Origin of the sequence: Microbispora sp. H10830, assembly GCF_014161375.1 — a bacterium.
GTDB lineage: Bacteria > Actinomycetota > Actinomycetes > Streptosporangiales > Streptosporangiaceae > Microbispora > Microbispora catharanthi.
In genome coordinates this window covers 265,329-289,024 of the sequence record NZ_JABBWX010000006.1, presented here as the reverse complement: position 1 = coordinate 289,024, position 23,696 = coordinate 265,329, and the positions used below count along the sequence as shown (strand labels likewise).

Below are 23,696 nucleotides of genomic sequence, written 5' to 3'. Positions count from 1 at the left end.
TCCGATCGGCGCCTTTCTGTTCGTCAGCGCTGTGTTCGTCAGCGCTGGGTGGTCGGGTCCTCGCCCAGGGGCGGCTGCGGGAGGTGGCCGGGCCGGGTGGCCTCGGTCCAGACCCCGGCCTGGGCCTCGCCGACCGCCTGGCTCCACGGATCGACCGCGCCCTGGGGCGCCGGGGCCGGGCCCGGGTACTGCTGCGCCTGCATCTGGGCGGGGTCGGCCACCGGGTACCCGTACGGCTGGGCGTAGCCGTACGGCACCGGGTAGCCGTAGGGCTGCTGCGGATAGCTCATGGTGTAGGGCTGGACGGGCACGAAGCCCATCATCGGCGCGTAGCCGGGGGTGGCCGCCGCCGGGTAGGCCGCCACCTCGGGAGCCGGCGTCCGTGCCGCGGCCGGGCCTCCTCGCCGTACCGCGGCGGCGTGCGCCATCCGGCGCAGCCGGCCTTCGAAGATCAGCCAGGCGATCAGCGCGATGCCCACGAGCACCCCGGCGGGGATGGCGAGCCGATGGGCCAGCGTCGGCTTGTCATACTCGGGAGACGCGTTGCGGATCTCGATCGGCACCGTCTCGGGATCGGGCTGCTCGAACGACACGCCCGCGCTGGGGGTCTGCTGCGCCGTGTCCGGCGTCGGGGTCGACGCGGGGGGCAGGCTCACCTGCCCGTTGTCCTCCGGGCTCGGGCTGGGATTCGGAACGGAGAGGTCGCTCGGCGTGGGGAACGTCTGCGTCGACTGCGGCGGGTTCTGCTCCGTGGTGGACGCGGGGGGAGCGGTCGTCGTCGGGACCGCCTTGGGCGTCTTGGTCTTGGTCTGCTTCGGCGTCGGCGTGATGGTGACGGTCTTGGTCACCACGGGCTCGGCCGTGGGGCTCGGATCCGCCGAGGAGGTGGCCGGCGGCGTCTGGGTGACGGTGACCGTGACCACGGCGCACTGGGGGTCCGTAGTGGGGTCGCACGGCTCCACCGGGTCGGCGTTGGCGCCGATCACCGGGCCCACGGCCACGATCGCCAGCGTGGCGATGGCCACCGACGCGACAGCCGAGGACGCGGCTCTCATGTACGCGCGTCCGATCACGGCTCGCCTCCTGTCGGCCCGGCTTCGAGGTCAAGACCGATTGTAGTTCGGTGCAAGGAGGAGCAAAGCCGGATCTTGCGAACGATTCGGCGACTATGCATCCCGGCTCGGCAACAGCTTCTCGATCGCGGCGACGACCGGCAGATCCGCCGGAAGCCAGGGGACGTCGTACAACTCGTGCGGCTCCAGCCAGCGCAGCGCGAGGTGCTCCAGCGGGCGAGGCACGCCCGTGACGACGGTGGCGAACCACACGCGCATCCTGTAGCCGTTATCCAGCGGCCAGTCCCCGCCGACACGGGGTCCGAGGACGACCTGAACCCCGAGCTCCTCGACGCACTCGCGAACCAGCGCCGCGCGCTCGTCCTCCCCCGGGTCGACCTTCCCGCCGGGGAACTCCCAGCCGCCGCGCAGCGCCGGGGGTCCGGACCGCTGGGCGGCCAGGAGGCGGCCGCCCTCGACGATCGCGGCCCCGACGACGAGCCGCGTGCCCGTCACGTCTGCGCCCGCTTCAGTTGCGCGATGACCGTCTCGTTCTCCAGCGGCCGGGTGAAGCCCACGATGTTGGGCCGGTCGCGATACGTCGAGATTTTGATGGGCCCGCACAGCGTGCATCGCGCCTCGATCATCTTGCCGGGCGACACGACCATCCCGACATGCCCTGGACTGTCCTTGGACGTGCCGGGACCGGCGTTGAAGAAGACGAGGTCGCCGGGCTGCTCCTGACCCTCCTCGATCTTCATGCCGAAGGGCCACTGGCCGAAGGTCGTGCGGGGAATGGTCAGACCCGCGTTGCGGTAGGCCATGTAGATGATCCCCGAGCAGTCGAAGGCGTCGGGGCCCGTGCCGCCCCACCGGTACGGCTTGCCCCGCTGCGCCAGAGCGTACTCGATGATCTTGCGTACGACGTCGTCGGGGGCGCTGTCGACGTAGCCGGAGTCGCAGGCCGGGTCGGCCTCGGGCGGCACGCCGATGTCCCCGGTCGCCGCGTAACGCTTGGCGATCTCCAGCACCTGGTCGACGTACCAGGTGGCCCGGTTGTAGACGAAGATCGCCCTTCTGAGGTCGTCGGGCGCGCCGTTGCGCTTGAGCATCTTGGCCGCGCCGAGGATGGCGTCCGCCGGGTTGTAGACGTCGCCGTAGCCGTCGCCGTCGCCGTCGGAGGCGTAGCCGTTGATGCCCGGCTCGATCTTCATCTTGGTCTGGCCGCCCCAGGTGCTGACGAGGAACTGCATCGGCCCCGCGGCCCCCGCGTAGTTGGTGCCGCTGCGCACCCCCGGCAGCGTCGAGCGGCCGTGGTTCGTCTCCCGCTTGCCGATCGCGGCCAGGACGTTCCACTGCACGCCGATCTGCTTGCCGAACTTCTTGTAGAGCTCCAGGTAGTCGTCCGGGATGTCCCCCTGGGCCGTCTGCGAGACGTCGGCGGCGCCCTCCCCCGTGGCCGCCTCGGCGCAGTTCTCCGCCGCGCCGCCGCCGAAGAGGATCGACGGGCTGGGGGTCATCAGGATGATCGAGCCGAACAGCGTGGCCGGGACGATCACGATGAGGGCCACGGCGATCGTCCGCCAGTCCCGCCCCGCCGACGCGAGCCTGCGTACGACGCGCGTCGAGGCGCCGGACGAAGTGATGCGCGGCGGGGCGGTCACGGCGAGCTGTCCCCGTCCTGACCGGCGTCGGCCAGTTGCAGGTCGTACACCCGCCAGTCGGTGCCCGCCTTGATCACGGTCACGGCGAACTGCTCGGGCACGTCCTTCTGGCCGTTCCTGTCCGTCACGTGACGAACCGAGTCGACGACGAACACCACCTGGGCGGCCGTCATGTCACGGATCGTCGTCACCTTCGCCGACCCCTTGGAGGTCACCTGGTCGGCCTCGTTCTGCTCCACCACCGCGGGGTCGGTGACGGTCCTGGTGAGCTGGCCGGCGAACTCGTCGGTCGCGAACCGCTTCAGCCGGTCGGCTCGCGCCGCCGGCTCCTCGCCGGGAGAGAAGGTGCCGTACGCCTCGGTGAAGCGGCGCGCCAGGTCGGCCGCCGCGCCGATCTCCTCCCTCGACAGCGGCAGGTACGCGTACACGTCGAAGGCGCCGGGAGTCGTGGCCACCGGGCTTGGCTCCCGGACCGCGGCCGTCGCCCGCGAGGTGGCCACGACGGACTGCTCCCTCGTCTGCTCGTCGGCCCCGGAGGAGGAGCTCGACGGCGGGCTCATCGTGAGGTAGGCGCCGACGGCGGCGAGCACCACGACGGCCGCCGCGAAGGCGAGGCCCTTCCCCCGATCACTGTTTCGGCTTCTCATCAGTCGCCGTCGGCGGGCTTGGCCCAGAACGGGGTCGGCGCGTCGCTGTCGCGGCGCGTGCCCTCTCCTCCCCTGCTCGGCAGCCAGAGCGGGGGCGGCTCGGCCGACCGGGGACGGCTGGAGGACGAGCCGCCGGACGAACCGGAGTCACGCGGCGGAGCGGGCCGGGAACGGCCGCCGTCGCCCCGCCGGGACGATCCGCCGAACAGGCCACCGGACGAACCGCCGGACGACCTGTTCGAGGACCTGCCGGAGGAGCCGCCGAACAGGCCACCCGAGCCCGAGCCGCCCGACCTGCTCGACCCGCCCGACGACCCGCCCGACGACCCGCGCGAACCGCCGAAGAACCCGCCCGAGCTCCCGCCGGACGGCCTGCCGGACGACGGCCGGGAGGCCCAGCCGCCGGACCTGCCGCTGAACCAGCCGCCACCGGAACCACCGCTTGAACCACCGCTGGAACCACCGCTCGACCCGCCACTCGATCCGCCGCTCGGACGGCCGCGGGACGGTGCGGGCTGTGCGGCGGCGGACGGCGCGGGCACGGCAGAGGCGCCGGTGACCCGCTGCGGCGGGGCCGCCGGGCTTGCGCCGGACGACGCCGCGGCGGACGCGGCCTGGACGGCGGAGGACCTGCCCGGGCCGGACGGCACGGCCGCCCGTACGGACCCGGCGGGCCGCACTCCCGACAGGTTGAGCGGCGGGGCCGTGCCCGGACGTGAGGCGGTGACCCCGGCCTTGCGGCGACCGGCCCCCTGGGCGTCGGCGTCGAGCGGCGCGGGTTGCGCCCCCGCACGCGCTCCGGCCTGGGCGGGCACGTTGCCCGCGCCCTCCTCGCCGCGCACGCGGCCCTGCGCCACCCCCGCCGCGGCGGCCGCCGCCGTGCCGGCGCCGGTCGCCATCGCGGCCGCGCCGATGACCGGCTCGGCCTTGCGCAGGCCCCACCGGGCCGCCCTGGCCGCCGCGACCGGCGGCAGCGCGTTGGCCGCCCGCGAGAGGGTCGGCGCGGTGGCGGCATCGCCGAGCATCCGGGTGGTGATCGTGTGCCCGTCCATCGAGGCGAACAGGTGCTGGAACGGCCGTCTGTAGAAGAAGACCGCGATCGTCAGCAGCGCCATGAACAGGATCTGCATGCCCCAGGGCAGGCTGGTCGAGATGATCAGCGCGTAGCCGTACACCAGGACGCCCAGCACCAGGGCCAGCACGGCCTGGCGCAGCAGGGTGCCGACCAGCATCTCCACCCAGCGCATGGCGATGATGCGGCCGGAGCCCGGATGCACGCCGATCAACAGGAAGATCGGCCCGAGCATCAGCAGCAGCAGGAAACCGACCTTCAGGACGAGCAGCGACACCGCGACGAGGAAGATGAGCAGACCGGCTACCATCGCCGCGATGAACGCGCCGATCGCGATGCCCAGGCGGCTGGTCCAGTCCTTGCCCTGGAACAGGAAGTACGCCGGGGTGCTCTGCATCGGCTTGGCGACCTCCGCCTCGAACCGCTGCTGATGGGAGTCGGAGGCCGGTGTCTGATCGGCGGCCTGCTCGGCGGCGTCGATGGCCTGGAGGTTGAGCAGCTTGGCGCCCAGGCCCTTCACGAGACCGGAGTTGGGGTCGGCCGTGCCGAACTCGCCCATCAGCCACGGCTTGCAGACCAGGACCGACCACAGCGCGTCGGCGTTCTGCTCCACGCCGGGCGTGCCCTGGCGGCCGTAGCCGCCCGCCGTCGGAGCGCTCGGCACCTCGCCCGGCGCGGTCTCCTTCATCGGCAGGCAGGACGCGCCGCCCGCCCCCGGCAGCCCGGAGAACGCCGAGTTCACGATCTCGCCGGTCTTGTCGGTCACGGTCTTGCCGAGGCTGGTGAAGTCACCCGGGCGGCTGAAGAACCAGATGGCGACCGTGACCGCGAGGACCATCCAGATGACGCCCTCGGTGGTCGTCGTCGCGCGCTTGCGGATCAGGCCGTACCACGCGAGCCAGATCGCGCCGAGGATGACGATCGGCCGCAGATATGGCCAGTACATCGCGTTGGCGAGGTTGGTGACGATCTCGTCGGCGACGTCCTTGATGGGCTGCAGCGGGCCCTCGGTGGCCGCCGCCTGGTAGGTGCTGATCGTCAGCCGGTCGACGGCCTTGGCCCACGAGAAGACCGTGTTGGCCCACGCGTTGCCGAGCACGGCCGTGACGTCGGAACACCCGAGGTCGTAGGTGTGCCAGAACTGGCCGGCCATGCCATACCGCTCGTAGTTGGTCGCCGGCGGCTTCGGCGCCTGGGTGGTGTTCTGCTGGGTCCCCTGGCCGGCGGCCGGCGTCTCTTCGCTCGACGGCGGCTGGACCAGCCCGTCGACGCCGCCGCCCACGATCTCGGGAGCGAGGCTGGGCGACAGGTCACAGGGCCCGACCGCGCTCGCCGTGCCGGTGGGGAAGACCAGCGGCAGCGTCACGAACGCCGCGAACGCGACGAACAGCAGCGCCAGGCTCCGGTGAATCCTCCTGCCGCGTCTGGCACCCTCCCTGGTGCGGCCCTTCGGACCGTTCCTGCCCACGCTCACGATCGCACCTCCTGCGCGACCCCCGACCGACCGGAGCCCCCGTCAAGAAGATCATGCACGTTCTCGTTGGGTTTGTCGTGTGTCGGATTGGTGTCAAGCCAGCGCAGCAGTTCCTCCGAGATAAGGTCCACCCCGATACGGCCGGCCCGGCCGTCCAGATCCCGGAAGACGCACTCCCCGTTGCCCAGGGAGCGCAGCACCGCCTTGTGCTCCTCCGACGGGTCCACGCCGAGGAGCTCCATCACGTGCTCGACCTCCACGCGTTCCGTCGAACGGAACGCGAAGACCGAGGACAGACAGTTGGTCACCTGCTCGTTGAGCAGGTCACCGGCGTTCTGCGAGACCAGGACCAGCGCCGTGTTGCGCGAGCGGCCCATCCGGGAGACCTCCGGCACGAGCTTGGCGCCCTCGGGGGTGGACGTGATCGCCCACGCCTCGTCGAGGAAGATCGCCTTCGGTGTGCGCCGGTCGAGCCCGTTCATCAGGCGGCGCGCGAACTGCGACACGAGGTAGAGCAGCGCCACCGACAGCCGCTGCTCGTAGGAGTAGTCGTCCCTGGCCGTCATCACGTCGGGCAGCGTGAGGCCGCCCAGCGTGAACACGGTCGTCCAGCCCTCGGTGTCGACCTGCTCGCCGCCCGAGGCGTCGAAGCACAGCCTGGCCAGGTGCATCTCCGACATCGACCGCAGCACGGCACCGAGGTTCTTGGACGCCGGGTCGGTGGACTGCTCCAGGTGGTCCACCACCTTGCCCAGTGAGGGGTCGGGCTCGTTGGAGATCGCGGCGACCGCCTGGATCATGGCGGACTCGCGCTCCTCCGACATCCTCGGCAGCAGCAGCCGCAGGGTCTCGGTGGCCATCGTCTTCTTCGTCGCGATGTCGTCGCCGAACGAGAACGGATCGAGCAGGCCCGGCGCCGCCGACCCCAGCGGGATGACCCTGGCCTTGCGGCCCCGGTTGCGCAGCAGCCGCACGAGCGACTCGGCGTCGCCCTTGGGGTCGATGACCGCGATCGTGACGCCGCGCAGCGCCATCTGGTAGATCAGCAGCAGCGCGAGCGTGGTCTTGCCGCCGCCCGGCTCGCCGGTGATCGCGATGGCGGTCGGGCGGTTGCGCGCCGCCGCGACGAGCGGGTCGAAGTGCACGATGCTGCGCGCCCGTCCCAGCGTCTCCCCGACGTACGGCCCGATCCATCCGGCGTTCGACTCGTCCACCCGGTCGCCGAGCTCGACGGTCGCGGTGGCCATGCCGCCCGCGATCGTGCGCAGCGGCTGCCGCTGGGCGTACGCGTTGACCCGCAGCCGCTCGCCGGGAAGGGCCTCGCAGAACAGCGAGAACTGGTCGCCCGTGGAGTTGACGACGTCGATGCCGAGGTCGCGGTAGTGCTCTACGACGGCCTCGACCCGCTGGACGCACATCTCCTCGGTCGGCGCGCTGACGCTCAGCCGGTGCCAGCCGTACACGAACGGCAGCCGTTCCTTGGTGATGCCGTGCTCCAGCATGCGGGCGGCGTCGATCTGCTCGGCCAGCGCGAGCGGCGCCTCCGCGCCCGCCTCACGGATGTGAATGTCCATGTCGCGGGCGTGGGCCAGCTTGCGCGCCACGTCCTTGCTCGCCCTGACCGGGGGGATCAGCCGCATCCGGCTGGAGACCTCCACCGGGAACGGCAACTGGTCGGCGAAGTGCAGCCACGGCTCGCCGTCGGGGAACGGCATGAGATCGGGGAACCGGGCGAACGACAGGTGCGCCGTGTAGGAGTCTCCGGCCGGCTGCTCGATCCGCAGCAGCGACCTGCCGTTGTGGATCTGCCCCTCGACCAGCGCCTCGATCTCGCCCTTCCCCCACCTGCGGCGCGGCGTGGCCGAGGCCAGCGGCTCGCCGAGGCCGCCCGCCGCCGCGTGCTGGAACAGCCAGGCGATCTCCGTGGAGGTGGCGTGGCGGGCGTACAACGCGCTGGAGGCCAGGGCCCGGCCGAGCCGCTCGGCGGCCTCGGTCCACCGGGCGATCTCCTTGTCCGGCACGTGGTCGTCGTCGATGCCGAGCGCCTTCTCGCTGCGCTGGTAGAAGCCGAAGAGCTGGGCCAGCACGCCGGTGCCGAGCTGCGCGCCGCGCGGCCCGAGCCGTACGCCGAGGTAGATCTCCTTGCTCCAGAAGTCCTTGGCCCAGACGTGGCGGTACATCTCCTCCAGGTACTCCCGCCAGCCCGGGCCCTCGTCGGAGGTCGAGTTGAGCGCCATCGCCCACTCCGCCGCCGGGTAGGCCCGGTGCGCGATCCGCAGGTGCACCTCGGCGTCGGGCATCCTGATCGCGGCCAGCGCGATCGTGACGTTGGTGGCCAGCGCCTCGCGCTCCTCGGGGGTGAGGAACTCGTAACTCACCGTCGGCAGCCGGAAGTAGGCCCAGGCCGCCGAGTCGGTGAGGAGAACGCGATCGTCGAAGTAACGCACCGCGAGGCGACTGCGCGCCCTGCTCATCGACCTCTCACCAGCTTCCTCGCTCGCCCCTCATCTGGCCACCTCCTGCTTGGCCTGGACAGCCGCCAGACCGCTCACGATCACTCCCGCAAGCGCAACGTACGCCCTGCGGCCGCCCATTCGGAGGTGATTGACGTCGACCGGTCCCGGCCGCCCGGGGGCCAGCTCGTCCTCCCAGGGCACCCGGACGATCGCCCGGCAGCGGCCGCTGGCCACCGCCTCGGCCTGCTCCACGTCGGGGAGGCTGCGGCGGCTCACACCGTTGATCACCATCACGGCGCGGCGCCGCAGGTCGGAGCAGCCGTGCCCGTCGAGCCATTCGTAGGTCATCGCCACCGCCTCGGAGGCGTCCTCGCTCGCGGGGGCGACCAGCACGAGCTGGTCGGCGTACGGCAGGAGCCGGGCCGCCAGCGCGGCCGCGGGGTCGATCACGGTAAGCCGGTAGTGCCGGTCGAGCGCGGCGAGCGTCCTGCGCCAGTCGGCCAGGAACGCGCGTTCCGCCAGGCGCTGCGTCACCCGGTCGTCGGTGTCCGCCCCGACGACCTCAAGTCCCGATTCACAGCGCGTCGTGTACGCCCGCATGCCGAGGTAGCCGGTCACCTCTTCCGAGCCCTCGATGAGCGAGCTCAGCGTCTCGGGGGACTCGGCGGCGATCCTCGTCGTGAGCGTGTCCTCTCCGGTGTTCGCGTCGAGCGCGAGCACGCGGTCCTCGCGATAACGGGCCAGCGTGTGGCCCAGCATTAACGCCGTGGTGGTCTGCCCGGCGCCGCCCGTGCAGCCGAGCACCATGATCCGCCTGCTCGTGGTGAGCGGGATGCGGGTCCGGGCCTCGTCGGCCTCCATGCCGTCCGTACGGCTGCCGCCCACGACGACCTGCGCCAGGCGCCGCCAGCCGCCCGATGTGTCGCGCCCGACGACGGACTCGACGCGGCGCAGCCGCGGCGGCTCCTCGTGCGGCGCCCTGCCGGGGGTGGTCGTTCCCGGGGTGGGCAGCGACGGCCGGGCGGGACCGGCCGGGCCGGCCGCGCGGGGCCCCGCGGGCACGGCCCGGATCGACACCCCCGCCGGACCGGCCGGAGGCGGCGTCACGTCCCCCTTGCCCATGGCGTTCTCGTACGGCCTGGACCCCGGCGCATGCGTCCTCTCCCGCGCGGGGTGCGCGGCGGGGTGCGCGGCGGGGTGCGAGGCAGGGTTCGAGGCGGGGTGCGCGCCGGAACCGGCGTGGTCCGGAACCTCCTGCGGCGCGTGGGACGGCCTGATCCAGGTGGGTGTGTCCTGCGTGGAAGCGTCGGAGGCATCGGAGGCGTCGGCCGCCGGTGCGTGCTCGGTCGTGGCGTCCGCCGGAGGAGCCGCCGCGGCCGGCACGTCCTCGTCCGTCTCCGTGTCCTCCGTGGCCGCGGGCACCTCGCCCGCCGGCTCGCCCCATGCGCCGACCGGCACACGGGGGCGCACGAGCCTCGGCGGACGGCCCTTGCGGTGCTGCTCAAGGGCCTCGGCGTCCCGCTGTGCCGTGTTCTCCCGGTCCGGGTCGTCGGCGGGCCCCCGGGGCGCGGAGTCCGCCTCGGGCTCCCGCGGCGCCGCTGCGGCGTCGGCGGTGTCGGCGTCGTGCGTACGCGCGTCGCCGGGACGCTCCTCCTGCGCCGGCTCCACCGTGGCCGGCTCGGCGAAGGAGGCCACCCCGGGCGGCCGTACGGTGAGGGGTTCGGCCGAAGCGGCGAGCCGGCGCAGGCGGCGCAGCGTCTCGGTGCCGATGGGCGGGACGGCGGGCGCCTCCGAAGCCTCGGCGGGAGCGGCAGGGAGCGCCTGCTGCACAGAGCCCTGCTCATGGCTCTCATGGCTCTCGTGGCTCTCGTGGGCGTCACGTCCCCCGCCGTGCCCCTCATGCGGCTCGTGTTCGCGATCCGGGCCGGTGACGTGCCCGATCTGCGGCTCCGCCGGGTGCGCGGGCGGTGCGGACGCTTCCGTGAGGTAGAAGACGCGGTCGCCGACGGCGCCGACCCGGGCGGCGGCACCGCTGCGGGTGGGGGTGGTGGGGGGTGCGTCGGTGACCGGCGCGGCGGCGGCCGCCGCGGCCGCCACGGCCGGGCGGACGACACGCGAGGGGTCCACCTGGTGCGCGCCCACCCGCGCGACGGCGCCCGAGGCCGCCCGTGCGCCGGTCCTGGAGACCTTCGGGACGGGCACCTTGACCGAGACCGCGCGGCGCGCCTTGCGGGCCGCCCTGGCGTGCGCCGCCGCTGTCGGCGGCGTGGTCCGCCAGACGCGCGCCGTGAGGGCGATCTCGTCCGGCTCGTCGAACGGGGCCATGCGGCACCAGGTCCTGGGCTCGCTCATGTAGCGGAGCTGCGACTGGAGCAGCTCGGTGAGGCGCTTGCTCTCGATGACGGGACGGGTGGACAGCCAGGTGAGCACACCCGGAGGAACGAGGTAGATGACGTGCCAGGGGGCCGCGAACGGCAGTCCGATCAGGTAGAGGAAGACCCACCACGGCACGGAGACACCCACGAACACACCGATCCAGACGACCGGAAGCGGCATTGGCAGCCGTAGGTCGTACAGCTTGTACAGCCGCTTCTCAATGCGCCAGATATTGGTATATGTGGGCAGATCCACCCCGAACCTCCTCTCCGCCCGATCACTTGATGCCAAGTGCGCCCGCGATCGCCTTCGCCGTCACCTCGATGATGTTGGGAACGTAGAAGATCACGCCAATCGCGATCGCCAGGATGATGAACTGGACGAACCTGGTGATCTCGCGGGTGAAGAGGAAGAAGATCGCCACGACGGAGACGACCGCGAGGAAGAGCGGAGCGAAGAACTTCCGGAGGAAATCGGCGAGACCTTCGGTGTTGATGCCCGTCGTCGGCGCCGGTGACGGCGCGGCAAGATCAAGGACGTGGTCCGCGATGGTCTTCAGTATCAACTCTCGCCCTCCCGGGGGTATGGATCAGCGATGTCTTTGCCGGGCATGCGCTACCCCACGGACCGGTTCGCACCCTGGATGTCCCTGACGAACCACTTGCCGCCCTGCTTTTCGATCGTCAACTGATAGGCCTGCTCGAGACCGGCCGGCTGCGCCGCCGGATCCTGCGACGGGCTCGCCACCGCCGTCGACTGTCCGGACGCCACCGCCCACACGACCACCGCCGTGACCTTCCTGCTGTCGGCACCGCCCGGCGGCACCACGACGTCCTTCAGCTCGGCGAGGGTGAACTCTCCGTTGAACCCGTTGACGGTCACCCCGCTCGCGACGTAACGCTGGAGGTCGACCTGGTTGCCCGCGGCGTACGCCTTGAAGAAGCCTTCGAGCTGGGGACGCAGTTCGGCCTCGGTGGCGGAGTCGCGGTCGGGGTCCGGGAGCTGCGGCAGGCCCGCCGGCCCCGGCGCGGGCAGCAGAGCCGGCTGGGCCGAGACCACGAACCCGCCGTTGTCGTAGTAGACCGGCACGGACAGCAGACCGCGGCTGCCCCCCGACTGGTACGTCACGGTCACCCGGGCGTTGTGGTCGTCGATCACGTCGATCCCGGCGAACTGGAAGGCTCCCGCCGACATGCGTCCGTACCCGTTCCAGCCGAACTGCTCGTCGGCGCCTTCCGGCAGGAACGACTTCAGCCGTTCCGCGCGCTGCTGGGGGCTGGCCGCGTCGTAGTTGAGGTAGACCGCCGCGAACTGGTTGGCGAAGGCCGCCGCCTGCGTCGCCGGAAACCCGGACGTGACCGTGCCGGTCGGCGTCGTGGTGGGCTGATCGTCCCCCGCCAGCCGTTCCAACGGGGCGCGTATGCCGTTGACCAGGATGACGACGATCAGTGCCCAGAGGATGACCCGCCCGGTCCAGACGAGCCAGCGGCCTCCACCGCCGCTCCAGCCTCTACGGCGGGGGGCCGTGCCGTGCGCGGCGCTCGCCGCCTCGAAGCCTTCCAGTGGGTACGGGTCAGGGTCGCCAGCGATCCGAGGATCCTGCTGGACGTCTGACCTGCGAGCCATCACGCCTCCGCTCGCGCCGATCCCTCCGGCTGGCGCGGTTTCCTCTTGCTCTCGATCCGGTTAACCGCATTGAAGTATTCACCCTAGCGGTCTCACCAATTCTTCCAGGTAAGCCACGCCCATGGTGCAAGCATCGCCGCGACCGAGCAAACCAGGTCTACATCCCGTAGAGGCGCCCCACATCTATCCACTCTGCGGAAAAGCACGTTACGCCTGGCCAGCGGGGGCATCGATTACCTAACCGCCACCTATTGCTGTCTTCGCAGCTCGCAGGCATAACGAAACCGACCGTACGCCCCACGACGGCCCCGCGCGGAGCGGGGCCGTCGTGTCGCGAACTACGCCTGCGCCCTCACTGGCACGCCTCAGAGGAGGACGACTCGCCCGACTTCGGCAGGATGCCCGCCGGCGGGACGCTCTCCGGACCCGAGATCGCGGGCGGGACGTTCTCCGGAGCACTGCCCAGAGCACTACCCGGAGCGCTCTCCGGCAGCGAGGAGCTCTGCGACTGGCTCGCCGACGACTGCGACTGTGACTGCGCCTGCTCCGACACCCGCTGCTGCGCGCGCTGGGACATCTGCTCGATGCGCTGCTGCGCGCTCGCCGCCTCCTGCATGATCTGTTGTGTGGCGCTGCTCGCCTCGTCCCTGATGCTCTGCCGGGCCTCCTCCGCCATCTGCTCCATCGGCGCGCCCATGCCCGGGAACGCCTCGCTCCGCAGGCTCGAACCGGTGAACCGCCCGGCGGACCACTGCGCCGGGAACTCCGCGACCGTGATGCTCGGCACGCCGATCGGCACCGTCCCGGCCATGGGTACGGCCTCGGTCACCAGCAGCGGCTCGCTGATGGTGGTCGTGTACGACGTCGCCCGCACCGAGCCGCCGGGTTCGCTCGCGGCCGCGGAGGCGGTGCCGCCGAGCAGCGCGATTCCGCCGGTCGTGAGCGTCGAGACGAAAATCGCCGCGAGAGCCAGCTGCCTGGATTTCCGATGCATGGTTCCCCCCTTGGGCCCGATCGGGCCTCGCCAGGTCAGGCCACCTGGGCTTTTCCCGGTGCCCGAATTCGGCCGCCTCCCCTTCCGCCATGCCGGATTACGGCATCGATGAGATTTGTCGCGAAAAGGGATTCAAACGGCGACTATGCGCCAAACGGCCTCATCTCGATGCTTCAACGAGCCTCACGAATGCGTCTAGGGCAGTTGGCCCAAGCGTTTCCGCCGGTCGTGGAGGATCTGACCGGAGGGAGAGGTGTGGCGGGTGATGCCGCTCACGCCATGACCGCCGCTTTGCGCGACCCGGCCGTCTCATGGCCGTTCGAGATCGTAGGTGACGTCCGCCACGCGGACCGTCCGGACCAGCGGATCCTCAATGATCTTCCGCAGTTCCCCGATCGTCGCCGACGAGTCCACGTAGGCGTAGGCCAGTCCGTCGTTCGCGGCCTTGCGCAGCCGGGCCAGGCTCAGATCGAAGTCGTGCAGGTTGTCGTCGTCGTAGTCCTTGAGGATGCCGACCCAGCGGCGGAAGTTCGCGAGGTCCGACTTGATCGGCTCGTCGGCCTCTCCCGGCATCGGGGCCCGGTCCCACATGGTCGGCCCTCCCCAGGAGATGGGGATCTCCCTGGGACGCCGCTCGAAGACCACCTTGTCGGCATGCGACGTGTGTCTGGCGGTGAAGGCGGCCAGATCCCCGATGGAGAGCGGCTTGGCGAACTCGACCACCGCCAGCGCGTTGAGCCCCTCGGGGAGCCTGGCCAGCACCTTGCGGCTGTCCTCCTTGGGCTGGTTGCCGGTGCCCACGTTGATCAGCGCCCTGCTCAGCGTGGTGCCGGCGTAGTTGCCGAGCGGCAGCCTGCCCACGTGGCCGAAGAAATCCTGGGTGACGACATGCTCCACGCCGACGTAACCCTCGACGAAGCTCCCGACGGCCCGAATCGGCCGGACGGCCACGGTGAACGACATCGACAGCGGCGTGGTGGCACCCCGCTCTCGGATCTCGACGTCGTAGCCGGGGTTGTAGATCTTGAAGGCGGTGCCCAGCACGTCGGTCATGTGCTGCTCCCGGTCGCCGCGCCGCTGGATCAGGCCGGAGCCCACCGTCGCCGCCAGGACGAGGACGAGCAGTGCCGCCAGGACGGTGATCGCGGTGCGGGCGACACCCCGCCGTACGGCCCGGCGGGTCGCCTTGGGATCGAAGTCGGGCATGGCCGGCAGCAGATCGTCGTCAGTCATGAGGACCTCCGTAGAGATCGGCGAAGGCCGCTCTGGCCCGCCACACGGCCGTCTTGACAGTGGTGTGCTTCCTGCCGGTCATCGCGGCCACCTCCACCAGCGAGAAGCCCTCGAAGTAGACCAGGGTGAGCAGCCTGCGGTGCTCCTCAGGCAGCCGATCCAGGACGTCGCGCACGGCCAGCGACTCCGCGTGCAGCGCGGGCACGCCGAGCTCGTCGGGATCAGGCAGGTCCAGCTCTCGGCGGTGGCGCCGGAGGTGGTCGACCAGGACGTTGCGGGCGATGGCGAGCAGCCACGCGGCCGGGTTCCCGCCGCGCCAGCCGAGCAGCGCCCTGGTCGCCTTGACGAACGTCTCCTGGGCGAGGTCCTCGGCGAGGTGGGGATCGCGGGTGCGGCGTAACAGGAACCCGCACACGAGCGCCCAGTGCTCGCGGTACAGCTCCTCGATGATGATGCCCCCCGCGTCTTCGTGTCTGTCACAACAGACCAGACGCGATCGGGCCGGGAATGGTCACCCACCTCTTCCGCGGATGCTCGAAAATATCTTGCGGTCCGCCGGGCTGGGCAGGAAGGGTGCGGAGGTGGCCATACCTCGGCAAGAGCACCTGGTACGGCGGGCGGCGGCGGCCGACTCCGCTGTCGTCGCCGAGTTGCTGGACGCCTTCAACCGTGAGTTCGACACGCCGTCACCGGGAACGGAGGTGCTCACGGCGCGCCTCCGCCGAATGATCGCCGAGGACCACCTCGTCGCCCTTCTCACCGGCGAACCGGCCGTCGGCGTCGCGGTGTTGTCCTTCCGGCCCAACGTCTGGCAGGAGGGTCCGGCCGCGCTCCTGGACGAGCTGTACGTGCGGCCCGGCACGCGCGGACAGCGGTTCGGGCACGCCCTGCTGGAAGAGGCGTGCCGCGTCGCGCGGGAACGCGGCGCGGAGACGCTCGAGATCAACGTCGACGGCGAGGACACCGACACCCGCCGCTTCTACGAGGCGCACGGCTTCGCCAACAGCGAGCCCGGGGCGACCGAGCCGATGTTCTACTACTACCGCGACCTCGTCTGAGAAGGGTCAGACGTCGAAGCGGGACTCTGATCGCCATCCTGGCGACGTGGGCCGGAAGGTTTGCTGCGCTGGTTGAGCGGCCTTCCGGCCTTTGATCGCGGCTGCCGCGCGCGTGCAGGCCGTCGTCCTCCACACCCTCGAAGCCGTCCGCCGGTCATGAGCAGAAACCTCGACGGCTCGCGTTCCAACAATCTCTGCCATAACCGAGCGCAACCGAACGTACGCGCACGCCTGAAACATTCATGGCAGGTGACGGTCGACAGGCACGTTTCTGCTGCACGCCAGTTCAACCATGTTCACACGCCATCTTTCCAGCCTGACAGGGTCTTGACATGTACTAACTGCTTTGACATTTTCAAACGGCTTCCAACAGAAAGCATGACGGAAGGTATTGAGCCGAGCGTGCTGGGGCCAACCGCTCTGAATCCAGCAGGGCCGGTGAACCGCCCGTCACTCATCCCCCACACGGACAGCCCCGGAGGTCCGGCATGCGCAAACGTCGACCAGTCGGCGACAGGAAATGGATCCGCATCATGATGGCGACGGTCGCGGCGGCCGTGACCGGCGCCGGCGCCGTGGTGATGACCGCGCCGGCGGCCCAGGCGGCCACGACGACCATCACGGTGAACGGCGGTTCGACGGGACGCACGTTCGACGGAGTGGGGGCGATCAGCGGCGGCGGCGGCAACTCCCGGCTGCTCATCGACTACCCGGAGACGCAGCGCTCACAGATCCTGGACTACCTGTTCAAGCCCGGGTACGGCGCGGCGGTGCAGTTGCTGAAACTGGAGATCGGCGGTGACGCCAACTCCACCGACGGCTCCGAGCCCAGCATCGAGCACACCCGCGGTGACATCAACTGCAACGTCGGCTACGAGTTCTGGCTGGGCGAGCAGGCGGTGGCGCGCAACCCGAACATCAAGCTGATCGCGCTGCCGTGGACCGCGCCGGGCTGGATCGGCGGCGGGAACTTCTGGTCCCAGGACATGATCAACTATGACATCTCCTGGCTCAACTGCGCCAAGCAGCACGGCCTGACGATCAGCTACATCGGCGGATGGAACGAGCGCGGGCACAACAAGACCTGGTACGAGAATCTTCGGTCGGCCCTCAACTCCAACGGCTACGGCAACGTGCAGATCGTCGGTGACGACAGCTTCGGCCTGTCCACCGCGGACGACATGCAGAGCGACCCCGCGTTCAAGGCCGCGGTCGGCGTGGTCGGGTCGCACTACCTGTGCGGCTACCTGGGCGACGCCACCTCGTGTCCATCCAGCGCGAACGCCGTGGCCACCGGCAAGCCGATCTGGAACAGCGAGTTCGGATCGCAGGACTACATCAGCGGCTCGGCCCCCTACATCCGCAGCATCACCCGTGGATACCTCGACGGCCAGATGACGGGCTTCGTCAACTGGCCGCTGGTGGCCGCGCTCTACCCGAACCTGCCCTTCAACACCACCGCCCTGGCGGTCGCCAACTCACCGTGGTCGGGCTCCTATCAGCTGGGCCGCAGCCTGTGGGCGAACGCCCAGGTCGCCCAGTTCACCCAGCCGGGCTGGCGCTTCCTCACCGGCTCCGCGAGCGGATACCTCGGCGGGAACCGGAGCAACGGCAGCTACATCTCCCTGAAGTCCACGAACAACACCGACTACTCGACCATCTACGAGACCACCACGTCGTCGAGCACGCAGACGGTGAACGTCAACGTGACGGGCGGGTTGAACACCGGGACCGTGCACGTGTGGGCCACCAACCTCGGCTCGAACAACCCCGCCGACTGGTTCGTCAGGCAGCCGGACATCACCCCCAGCAACGGCTCCTACTCGCTCACCATGCAGCCGAACCGGATCTACTCGGTGACCACGACCACCGGCCAGGGCAAGGGCACGGAGGCCGGCCCGGCGCGCGCGCCGCTGGCTCTGCCGTACTCCGACGACTTCGAGTCCTACGCCCCCCGCACCGAGGCCAAGTACTTCTCGGACATGCAGGGCTCCTTCGAGGTCCGGCCCTGCACCGCCGGCCGGTCCGGTCAGTGCCTCCAGCAGGTGACCCCCCAGCGTCCGATCGAGTGGCAGGACGACAGTGACGCGTTCGGCCTGGTCGGCGATCCGTCCTGGAGCAACTACAAGGTCAGCGTGGACGTCGACTTCCAGCAGGCCGGCACGATCACGCTGCTCGGGCGGGCGAACACACAGCAGCGCCCGCAGAGCCACCAGGCGGCCTACCAGCTGCGGCTGAACAGCTCCGGAGCCTGGTCCATCTCCAAGAGCACCACGTCCGGCACGGTGAGCACCCTCACCTCGGGCTCCCGGGGCTCGCTCGGGACCAACAGCTGGCACACGGTCTCGCTCAGCTTCACGGGCAACCAGATCAGCGCCACCCTCGACGACACCGCGCTCGGCTCGGTGACGGACGGCTCCTACTACGCCGGGCAGGTCGGGCTCGGAGTGGTCGGATACCAGACCGACATGTTCGACAACCTCTCCGTCACCGAGACCAGCGGCGGAAACGGCGACAGCAGCGTCGGCCCCATCAGGGGCCAGGCCTCCGGCCGCTGCGTCGACGTCCCCAACTCGTCCCAGACCAACGGCACCCAGGTCGCACTCTGGGACTGCAACAGCGGTGCCAACCAGACCTGGACCCTCACGCCGTCCAAGCAGCTGATGGTCTACGGCACCAAGTGCCTGGACGCCTACGGACAGGGCACGGCGGACGGGACCCGGGTCGACATCTACGACTGCAACGGCGGCGCCAACCAGCAGTGGACGCTCAACTCCGACGGCACGATCGTCGGGGTCGGCTCGAACAAGTGCCTGGACGCCTACGGCGCCGGCACCGCCAACGGCACCCAGCTGGTGATCTGGACGTGCAACGGCGGCGCGAACCAGAAGTGGTCGCGCAGCTGAGCCGGCGGTGACACCGGCCGGCCGCCTGAGCGGCGTCCGGCGATCCGCGCAGCCTCCAGCGCCGCGGGGAGCGTCTCGAAATGGCTTTCAGCGGGGTGGCAGTGGTGCGACCGGGCGAACCGCCGTGAACTCCGCGTGCTCGTATCGGGTGGCGGAGAGCAACAGCAGCCACTCGTCGCAGCCCTGCCACGGGTATACGTCGGCGGCTCCGCCACGTACGGTCCGAGGCCCGTCGCCGGTCCGTGGCTGTCCGTCTGCCGGCGCGCCCGCGAATCCGGGGATCCACACGTCGGCACAGAGCTCGTTCGCCGACCCCATTGCCGCCAGCCCGAACGAGTTCTCCGCCGCGGCCACCCGCGTCTCGTCGCCGAAGTCGTCGAGCAGTTGGTCCTCGCCGGGTTTCCCGTCACCGCGGAAGGTCAGCGTGGTAGTGCCGGCCCGCGCCGCGTATTCCCACTGCGCCTCGCTGGGCAGCTGGAACGGCAACAGCTTGAGCAGGTCGTCCAGGTCGTCCAGGTCGCCTTCGAGCCGGGCCGTGCCGGTGCCCGCCTCGGCGTACGGGTCCTCGTATTCGGGCAGCCAGTGCCGGACCTGCGCCACCGTCAGCGGGTGCCGCGCGATCAGGAACGGCTCGACCCGCACCTCGCGTACCGGCTGTGCGTCCCCGGCGCCCGCGAGGAACGGCTCGATGGTGTCCTCGACCCCGCCGCTGCGCTCGATGGCGCGTACCGCGTCGAGCTCCGCGTCGGACAAGCCCATCCGGAACGTGCCGCCCGGAACCTTCCGGAACACCACGCCCGACGGGGCATGCCGCCATGCCGGTCGCCCGGCCACGATCTCCTCGGTCCACATGGCGCCGAACGCTAGCAGCCCGATCGCCGGTTGGTCTTTTCCGACGGTTTCGCAGCTTGCACATTGATCAACTGCCTGGCGGTGTTCTTGGACCGGAAGCTACCGATACCCCTCCTGTCCACCCCGTGTGCCGTCGACCCACCGCGGAGCGGCAGCGGGCCGGCGACGTAGATGCAAGCCCGGCTTGACGTGTCCCTGCGCGCGTGCACCTTCCGCGGTGATTGGACGCCAACGGTCACAGCCGGGCTTGCGGCGGAGGAGGCGGTCTGCTGGGCTTGCCTGGGTCGATGGCGGGCGGGGTGGTCACCCCACCCGAGCCACCCCACAACCCGCACGTATGTTCAGATGCCACCCCGGAGCCGGAGAGCCCCCGCCGGAGGCATCACCATGCGCGGCCGGCATCTGGCGGGCACTTCCAGCTCAGCCCGAAGCCCCTGTGAGCGGACTTGTACTGTCGTCTGGCGGCCCTTCCACTCGTCCGCGCCAGCCGTCCGGCGTTGTTTGCGCGCTGTCCGCCGGGAGCGCCAGCGGGAGGCGGCGGCGTGCGCCGTGACGGCGGCGCGTGCGGCCCGGTTAGGGCCGCCTTGAGGTAGGCCGACACCTGCGTTACGACCCGGCTGCCGTTCGCGCCTGGCTCGCTAAGCAGGTGGCCTGAGATGGGCAGCGTGGAGAAACGGGTTCGTGACGGCAAGGTCACTTACCTGGCCCGATAGCGTGACGACGCACGACGCCAGCGTAAGCGTTCGTTCTCTCGGAAGATCGATGCCGAACGGTTCCTGGCTCAGGTCGAGGCCGACATCCTTCGGGGTCAGTACGTTGATCCGTCAGACAAGACGACGGTGATCGAGTACTCCCGGATCTGGGTCGCCGGTCGCGCACACCGCCCGACAACAGCCCGCCGGGTGGTCAGCCTGATCGAGACCCACATCGCTGGCACTCCCCTCGGTAGTCGCCGCCTCGCTGCCGTGGTGCCCTCCGAGGTGCAGGCGTGGGCGGCCGACCGTGCCAAGGTGCTCGCCCCAACCACCTTGCGCAACCTCGTCGGGCTGCTGCGATCGATCTACGCGGCGGCGGTGCTGGATCGTCTGGTCGGCCGCTCGCCTGTCGTCCGGCTGACGTTGCCGGCCGCGCATCGGGAACGGATCGTCCCGCTGACCGTGGACCAGGTGCGGACGCTGGCCGACGCCATGCCGAGACGAAACCGCGCGATGGTCATCGTTCAGGCCGGACTCGGCTTGAGGCTCGGGGAACTGCTGGCCTTGCGGGCGCAAGACGTCGACCTGGCGGCGCGGACCGTCCGTGTGGAGTGGCAGTTCGCCCCACAGTCCAAGGTCAGGACCGATCCCAAGACCCGCCGGTCCCGTCGTTCCGTACCACTCCCCGTTGTCGTCGCTGAGGCGATCGAGAAACACATGCAGGACTGGCCGCCTGCTGAGGACGGGACCCTGTTCACCACCCGATTCGGCACGCCGTATCGACATGACTACTACGGCACGACGATCTTCAGAAAGGCGGTTGCCGCTGCCGGGCTACCGGAGGGCACTACCTCTCACGACCTGCGCCATCACTATGCATCCTTGTTGCTGATGCAGGGTGAATCGGTCATTGTCGTGGCCGAACGTCTGGGGCACGAGAACGCCAACCTCGGTCTGTCGACCTATGGTCACCTGATGCCGGACTCCGAGAAACGGACTCGCCGAGCGGTAGATGACGCCTGGTCGTGTGCCCCAGATGTGCCCCAGAACAAGGCCTCGGAGGCATGAGCAGGGCGGACAGCGCTGATTCAGACGTTGAAGCGGAACTCCACGACGTCGCCGTCGCGCATCACGTAGTCCTTGCCCTCGATGCGGGCCTTGCCCGCCGCCCTGGCCGCGGTCATCGAACCCGCCTCCACCAGGTCGTCGAACGAGATGACCTCGGCCTTGATGAAACCGCGCTGGAAGTCGGTGTGAATGACCCCGGCGGCCTCGGGGGCGGTCGCGCCCTTGCGGATCGTCCAGGCCCGGGCCTCCTTGGGCCCGGCCGTCAGGTAGGTCTGCAGGCCGAGCGTCTCGAAGCCGACCCGGGCGAGCTGGGCGAGGCCCGACTCCTCCTGGCCGACGGACTGCAGCAGCTCCAGCGCCTCGTCGTCGGGCAGCTCCACCAGCTCAGACTCGATCTTGGCGTCGAGGAACACGGCCTCCGCCGGCGCCACGAGCGCCGAGAGCTTGGCCCGCAGGTCGGCGTCGGTCAGCTCGTCGGCGTCGAGGTTGAAGACGTACAGGAACGGCTTGGCCGTGAGGAGGTGCAGCTCACGCAGGTCGGCGAGGTCGATCCCGGCCGCCTTGCCCCCGGCGTACAGGGTCGTGCCGGTGTCGAGCAGCTTCGCGGCGGCCTCGGCGGCCTCCAGCAGGACCTTGCGGTCCTTGTTGGTGCGCGCCTCCTTCTGCAGGCGGGGCAGCGCCTTCTCGATCGTCTGCAGGTCGGCGAGGATCAGCTCGGTGTTGATCGTCTCGATGTCGCGCTCCGGCGCCACCTCGCCGTCGACGTGGGTGACGTCGGGGTCGGAGAAGACCCGGATGACCTGGCAGATCGCGTCGGTCTCGCGGATGTTGGCGAGGAACTGGTTGCCCCTGCCCTGGCCCTCCGACGCGCCCTTCACCAGGCCCGCGATGTCGACGAACTCGACCTTGGCCGGGAGGACGCGCACGGAGCTGTAGATCTCCGCCAGCTTGTCCAGACGGGAGTCCGGCACGCCGACGATGCCCACGTTCGGCTCGATCGTGGCGAACGGGTAGTTGGCCGCCAGGGCGTTCCCGCTCTTGGTCAGGGCGTTGAAAAGCGTGGACTTGCCGACGTTGGGCAGGCCGACGATGCCGATGCTCAGGCTCACGTACCACGAGTTTAGGGGCCTCGGAGGGTGCGCCTGACATCGACGGCCTCGGCCCGCTCCCAGGCGCGCCTCCCTGTTTGGCACGCCAATGCCTGAAATCATCCAGACCGTGGATGTCGTGGCTCTCGCACTGGGACTGGTGATCGGCGTCGTGGTCGGAGCGGCCCTGGCCGGGATGCGGACCGCGGGCCGCACCGCCCAGGAGGCCGCCAGGGTGGCCGAGGCCGAGGCGCGGACGCGGGCGGCCGAGGACAAGGTGGCCTACATGGAAAACCAGCTCACCGAGCGGTTCCAGGCCATCTCCGCACACGCCCTCGACGTGGCCAACCTGCGTTTCCTCGAACTCGCCGAGAACCGGCTGAACACCACGAGGGCCGAGGCGGCCGGGGACCTCGACCAGCGCAGGCAGGCGGTCGAGAACCTGGTCGCGCCGCTGCGGGAGACGCTCTCCAAGGTGGAGAGCCAGCTCAGGGAGAGCGAGTCGGGCGCCCGCGCCGCCCGCGCCGAGCTGAGCAAGCAGATGGAGTTCGTACGGGAGAGCTCCGATCGGCTCAAGGCCCAGACGGACGCGCTGGTGCGGGCGCTCCAGCGGCCGGAGGCCCGGGGACGGTGGGGTGAGCTGCAGCTGCGCCGGGTGGCGGAGATCGCCGGGATGGCCCGCTTCTGCGACTTCGACGAGCAGGTGAGCGCCGTCACCCGCGACGGCGTGGTCCGGCCCGACATGGTCGTACGGCTCAGCGGCGGCAAGAACGTCATCGTGGACGCGAAGGTCTCGCTCGCGGCCTACCTGGAGGCGGCCGAGGCCGCCGATCCCGAGTTCGCCTCGGCCCGGCTGGACGCCCACGCGCGGCACGTGCGCGAGCACGTGGACCGGTTAGCCGCCAAGTCCTACTGGCAGGCGTTCAATCCGTCGCCCGAGTTCGTGGTCCTGTTCATTCCCGGCGAGGCGTTCCTCGCGCCCGCGTTGGAGCGCGACCCGGGACTGCTGGAGTACGCGATGCGCAGGCGCGTCCACATCGCCACTCCCACGACGCTCGTCACGATGCTCCGCACCGCGCAGTACGCCTGGCAGCAGACCGCGGTCAGCGAGAACGCCAAGGCCGTCTTCGATCTGGGCAAGGAACTGTACGAGCGGCTCGGCGGCCTCGGACGGCACGTGGACGCTCTGGGCAAGGCGCTCACGAGAGCGGTCACCGCGTACAACCAGACGGTCGGCTCGCTGGAGAGCAGGGTCCTGGTCAGCGCACGGAGGATGAACGACCTCGGTCTGGTGGACTACCCGCTCGACGCCCCGTCGGCGGTGGAGGAGGTCCCCCGGCCGGTCGCCATCCCCGAACTCGAAGGTGAAGAGCGGGTAAGCCCCCCTCCCCCGCATCGTCAGAACGGTAAATTGACGCGAGACTTGTCGTAAGGG

The 23,696-nt window shown here is 70.4% G+C and carries 18 protein-coding genes; 4 read left to right on the top strand and 14 right to left on the bottom strand.

From position 1 onward, the window contains the following. Nucleotides 1-38: 38 nt before the first annotated feature. From HHX35_RS18070 to HHX35_RS18015, 12 genes are all read right to left on the bottom strand, one after another. Nucleotides 39-1,073, bottom strand: coding sequence for a hypothetical protein (locus HHX35_RS18070; RefSeq protein ID WP_182899953.1), 1,035 nt, complete (start codon nucleotides 1,071-1,073; stop codon nucleotides 39-41). A 93-nt stretch (nucleotides 1,074-1,166) separates the two neighbouring features. Further along, nucleotides 1,167-1,568 carry a (deoxy)nucleoside triphosphate pyrophosphohydrolase gene (locus tag HHX35_RS18065; protein ID WP_182900099.1) on the bottom strand — a complete coding sequence of 134 codons (402 nt, stop codon included), beginning with the start codon at nucleotides 1,566-1,568 and terminating at the stop codon, nucleotides 1,167-1,169. Further along, nucleotides 1,565-2,716, bottom strand: a complete 1,152-nt coding sequence (locus tag HHX35_RS18060) for a bifunctional lytic transglycosylase/C40 family peptidase (protein ID WP_310739154.1) — start codon at nucleotides 2,714-2,716, stop codon at nucleotides 1,565-1,567. The genes HHX35_RS18065 and HHX35_RS18060 overlap by 4 nt, the downstream gene beginning before the upstream one ends. After that, nucleotides 2,713-3,363, bottom strand: a complete 651-nt coding sequence (locus tag HHX35_RS18055) for a hypothetical protein (RefSeq protein ID WP_182899952.1) — start codon at nucleotides 3,361-3,363, stop codon at nucleotides 2,713-2,715. Before HHX35_RS18055 ends, HHX35_RS18060 begins: the two co-directional genes overlap by 4 nt. After that, a complete protein-coding gene (locus HHX35_RS44630; RefSeq protein WP_310739153.1) occupies nucleotides 3,363-5,909 on the bottom strand; it encodes a type IV secretion system protein in 2,547 nt (848 codons plus the stop codon). The genes HHX35_RS18055 and HHX35_RS44630 overlap by 1 nt, the downstream gene beginning before the upstream one ends. Continuing rightward, the gene (locus HHX35_RS18045) at nucleotides 5,906-8,383 is read right to left on the bottom strand and encodes an ATP-binding protein (RefSeq protein ID WP_182899951.1); all 2,478 of its coding nucleotides are present in this window, start codon (nucleotides 8,381-8,383) and stop codon (nucleotides 5,906-5,908) included. The genes HHX35_RS44630 and HHX35_RS18045 overlap by 4 nt, the downstream gene beginning before the upstream one ends. A 30-nt stretch (nucleotides 8,384-8,413) precedes the next feature. Beyond that, nucleotides 8,414-10,996: a TcpE family conjugal transfer membrane protein gene (locus HHX35_RS18040; RefSeq protein WP_182899950.1), complete on the bottom strand. Its 2,583-nt coding sequence runs from the start codon at nucleotides 10,994-10,996 to the stop codon at nucleotides 8,414-8,416. A 22-nt stretch (nucleotides 10,997-11,018) separates the two neighbouring features. Further along, nucleotides 11,019-11,306, bottom strand: a complete 288-nt coding sequence (locus HHX35_RS18035) for a hypothetical protein (protein WP_139577384.1) — start codon at nucleotides 11,304-11,306, stop codon at nucleotides 11,019-11,021. Nucleotides 11,307-11,356: 50 nt separating this feature from the next. After that, nucleotides 11,357-12,367, bottom strand: a complete 1,011-nt coding sequence (locus tag HHX35_RS18030; protein WP_182899949.1) for a conjugal transfer protein — start codon at nucleotides 12,365-12,367, stop codon at nucleotides 11,357-11,359. Nucleotides 12,368-12,719: 352 nt separating this feature from the next. Further along, on the bottom strand, nucleotides 12,720-13,361 hold the full coding sequence (locus tag HHX35_RS18025; RefSeq protein ID WP_182899948.1) for a hypothetical protein: 642 nt from the start codon (nucleotides 13,359-13,361) through the stop codon (nucleotides 12,720-12,722). A 309-nt stretch (nucleotides 13,362-13,670) separates the two neighbouring features. Continuing rightward, nucleotides 13,671-14,594, bottom strand: coding sequence for a hypothetical protein (locus HHX35_RS18020; protein WP_182899947.1), 924 nt, complete (start codon nucleotides 14,592-14,594; stop codon nucleotides 13,671-13,673). Next, nucleotides 14,587-15,033, bottom strand: a complete 447-nt coding sequence (locus tag HHX35_RS18015; protein WP_259405175.1) for an RNA polymerase sigma factor — start codon at nucleotides 15,031-15,033, stop codon at nucleotides 14,587-14,589. Before HHX35_RS18015 ends, HHX35_RS18020 begins: the two co-directional genes overlap by 8 nt. 142 nt (nucleotides 15,034-15,175) lie before the next feature. Between HHX35_RS18015 and HHX35_RS18010 the strand changes: the two genes are divergently transcribed. Together HHX35_RS18010 and HHX35_RS18005 are read left to right on the top strand one after the other, a co-directional pair. Beyond that, complete coding sequence (locus tag HHX35_RS18010; RefSeq protein WP_220505554.1) at nucleotides 15,176-15,652, top strand: GNAT family N-acetyltransferase; 477 nt, start codon at nucleotides 15,176-15,178, stop codon at nucleotides 15,650-15,652. 533 nt (nucleotides 15,653-16,185) lie between these two features. Beyond that, nucleotides 16,186-18,558 carry an RICIN domain-containing protein gene (locus HHX35_RS18005; protein WP_220505553.1) on the top strand — a complete coding sequence of 791 codons (2,373 nt, stop codon included), beginning with the start codon at nucleotides 16,186-16,188 and terminating at the stop codon, nucleotides 18,556-18,558. Nucleotides 18,559-18,645: 87 nt separating this feature from the next. On the opposite strand, the gene HHX35_RS18000 is transcribed toward HHX35_RS18005, so the two are convergent. Then, nucleotides 18,646-19,410, bottom strand: coding sequence for an SUMF1/EgtB/PvdO family nonheme iron enzyme (locus tag HHX35_RS18000; RefSeq protein WP_182899944.1), 765 nt, complete (start codon nucleotides 19,408-19,410; stop codon nucleotides 18,646-18,648). Between the two features lie 839 nt (nucleotides 19,411-20,249). Here HHX35_RS18000 and HHX35_RS17995 point away from each other — a divergent pair. Next, nucleotides 20,250-21,173: a tyrosine-type recombinase/integrase gene (locus tag HHX35_RS17995; RefSeq protein ID WP_220505552.1), complete on the top strand. Its 924-nt coding sequence runs from the start codon at nucleotides 20,250-20,252 to the stop codon at nucleotides 21,171-21,173. Nucleotides 21,174-21,193: 20 nt separating this feature from the next. On the opposite strand, the gene ychF is transcribed toward HHX35_RS17995, so the two are convergent. Beyond that, nucleotides 21,194-22,282, bottom strand: a complete 1,089-nt coding sequence (ychF, locus tag HHX35_RS17990) for a redox-regulated ATPase YchF (protein ID WP_182899943.1) — start codon at nucleotides 22,280-22,282, stop codon at nucleotides 21,194-21,196. Between the two features lie 109 nt (nucleotides 22,283-22,391). Between ychF and HHX35_RS17985 the strand changes: the two genes are divergently transcribed. Beyond that, a complete protein-coding gene (locus tag HHX35_RS17985; RefSeq protein ID WP_182899942.1) occupies nucleotides 22,392-23,693 on the top strand; it encodes a DNA recombination protein RmuC in 1,302 nt (433 codons plus the stop codon). The last annotated feature ends 3 nt before the right edge of the window (nucleotides 23,694-23,696 follow it).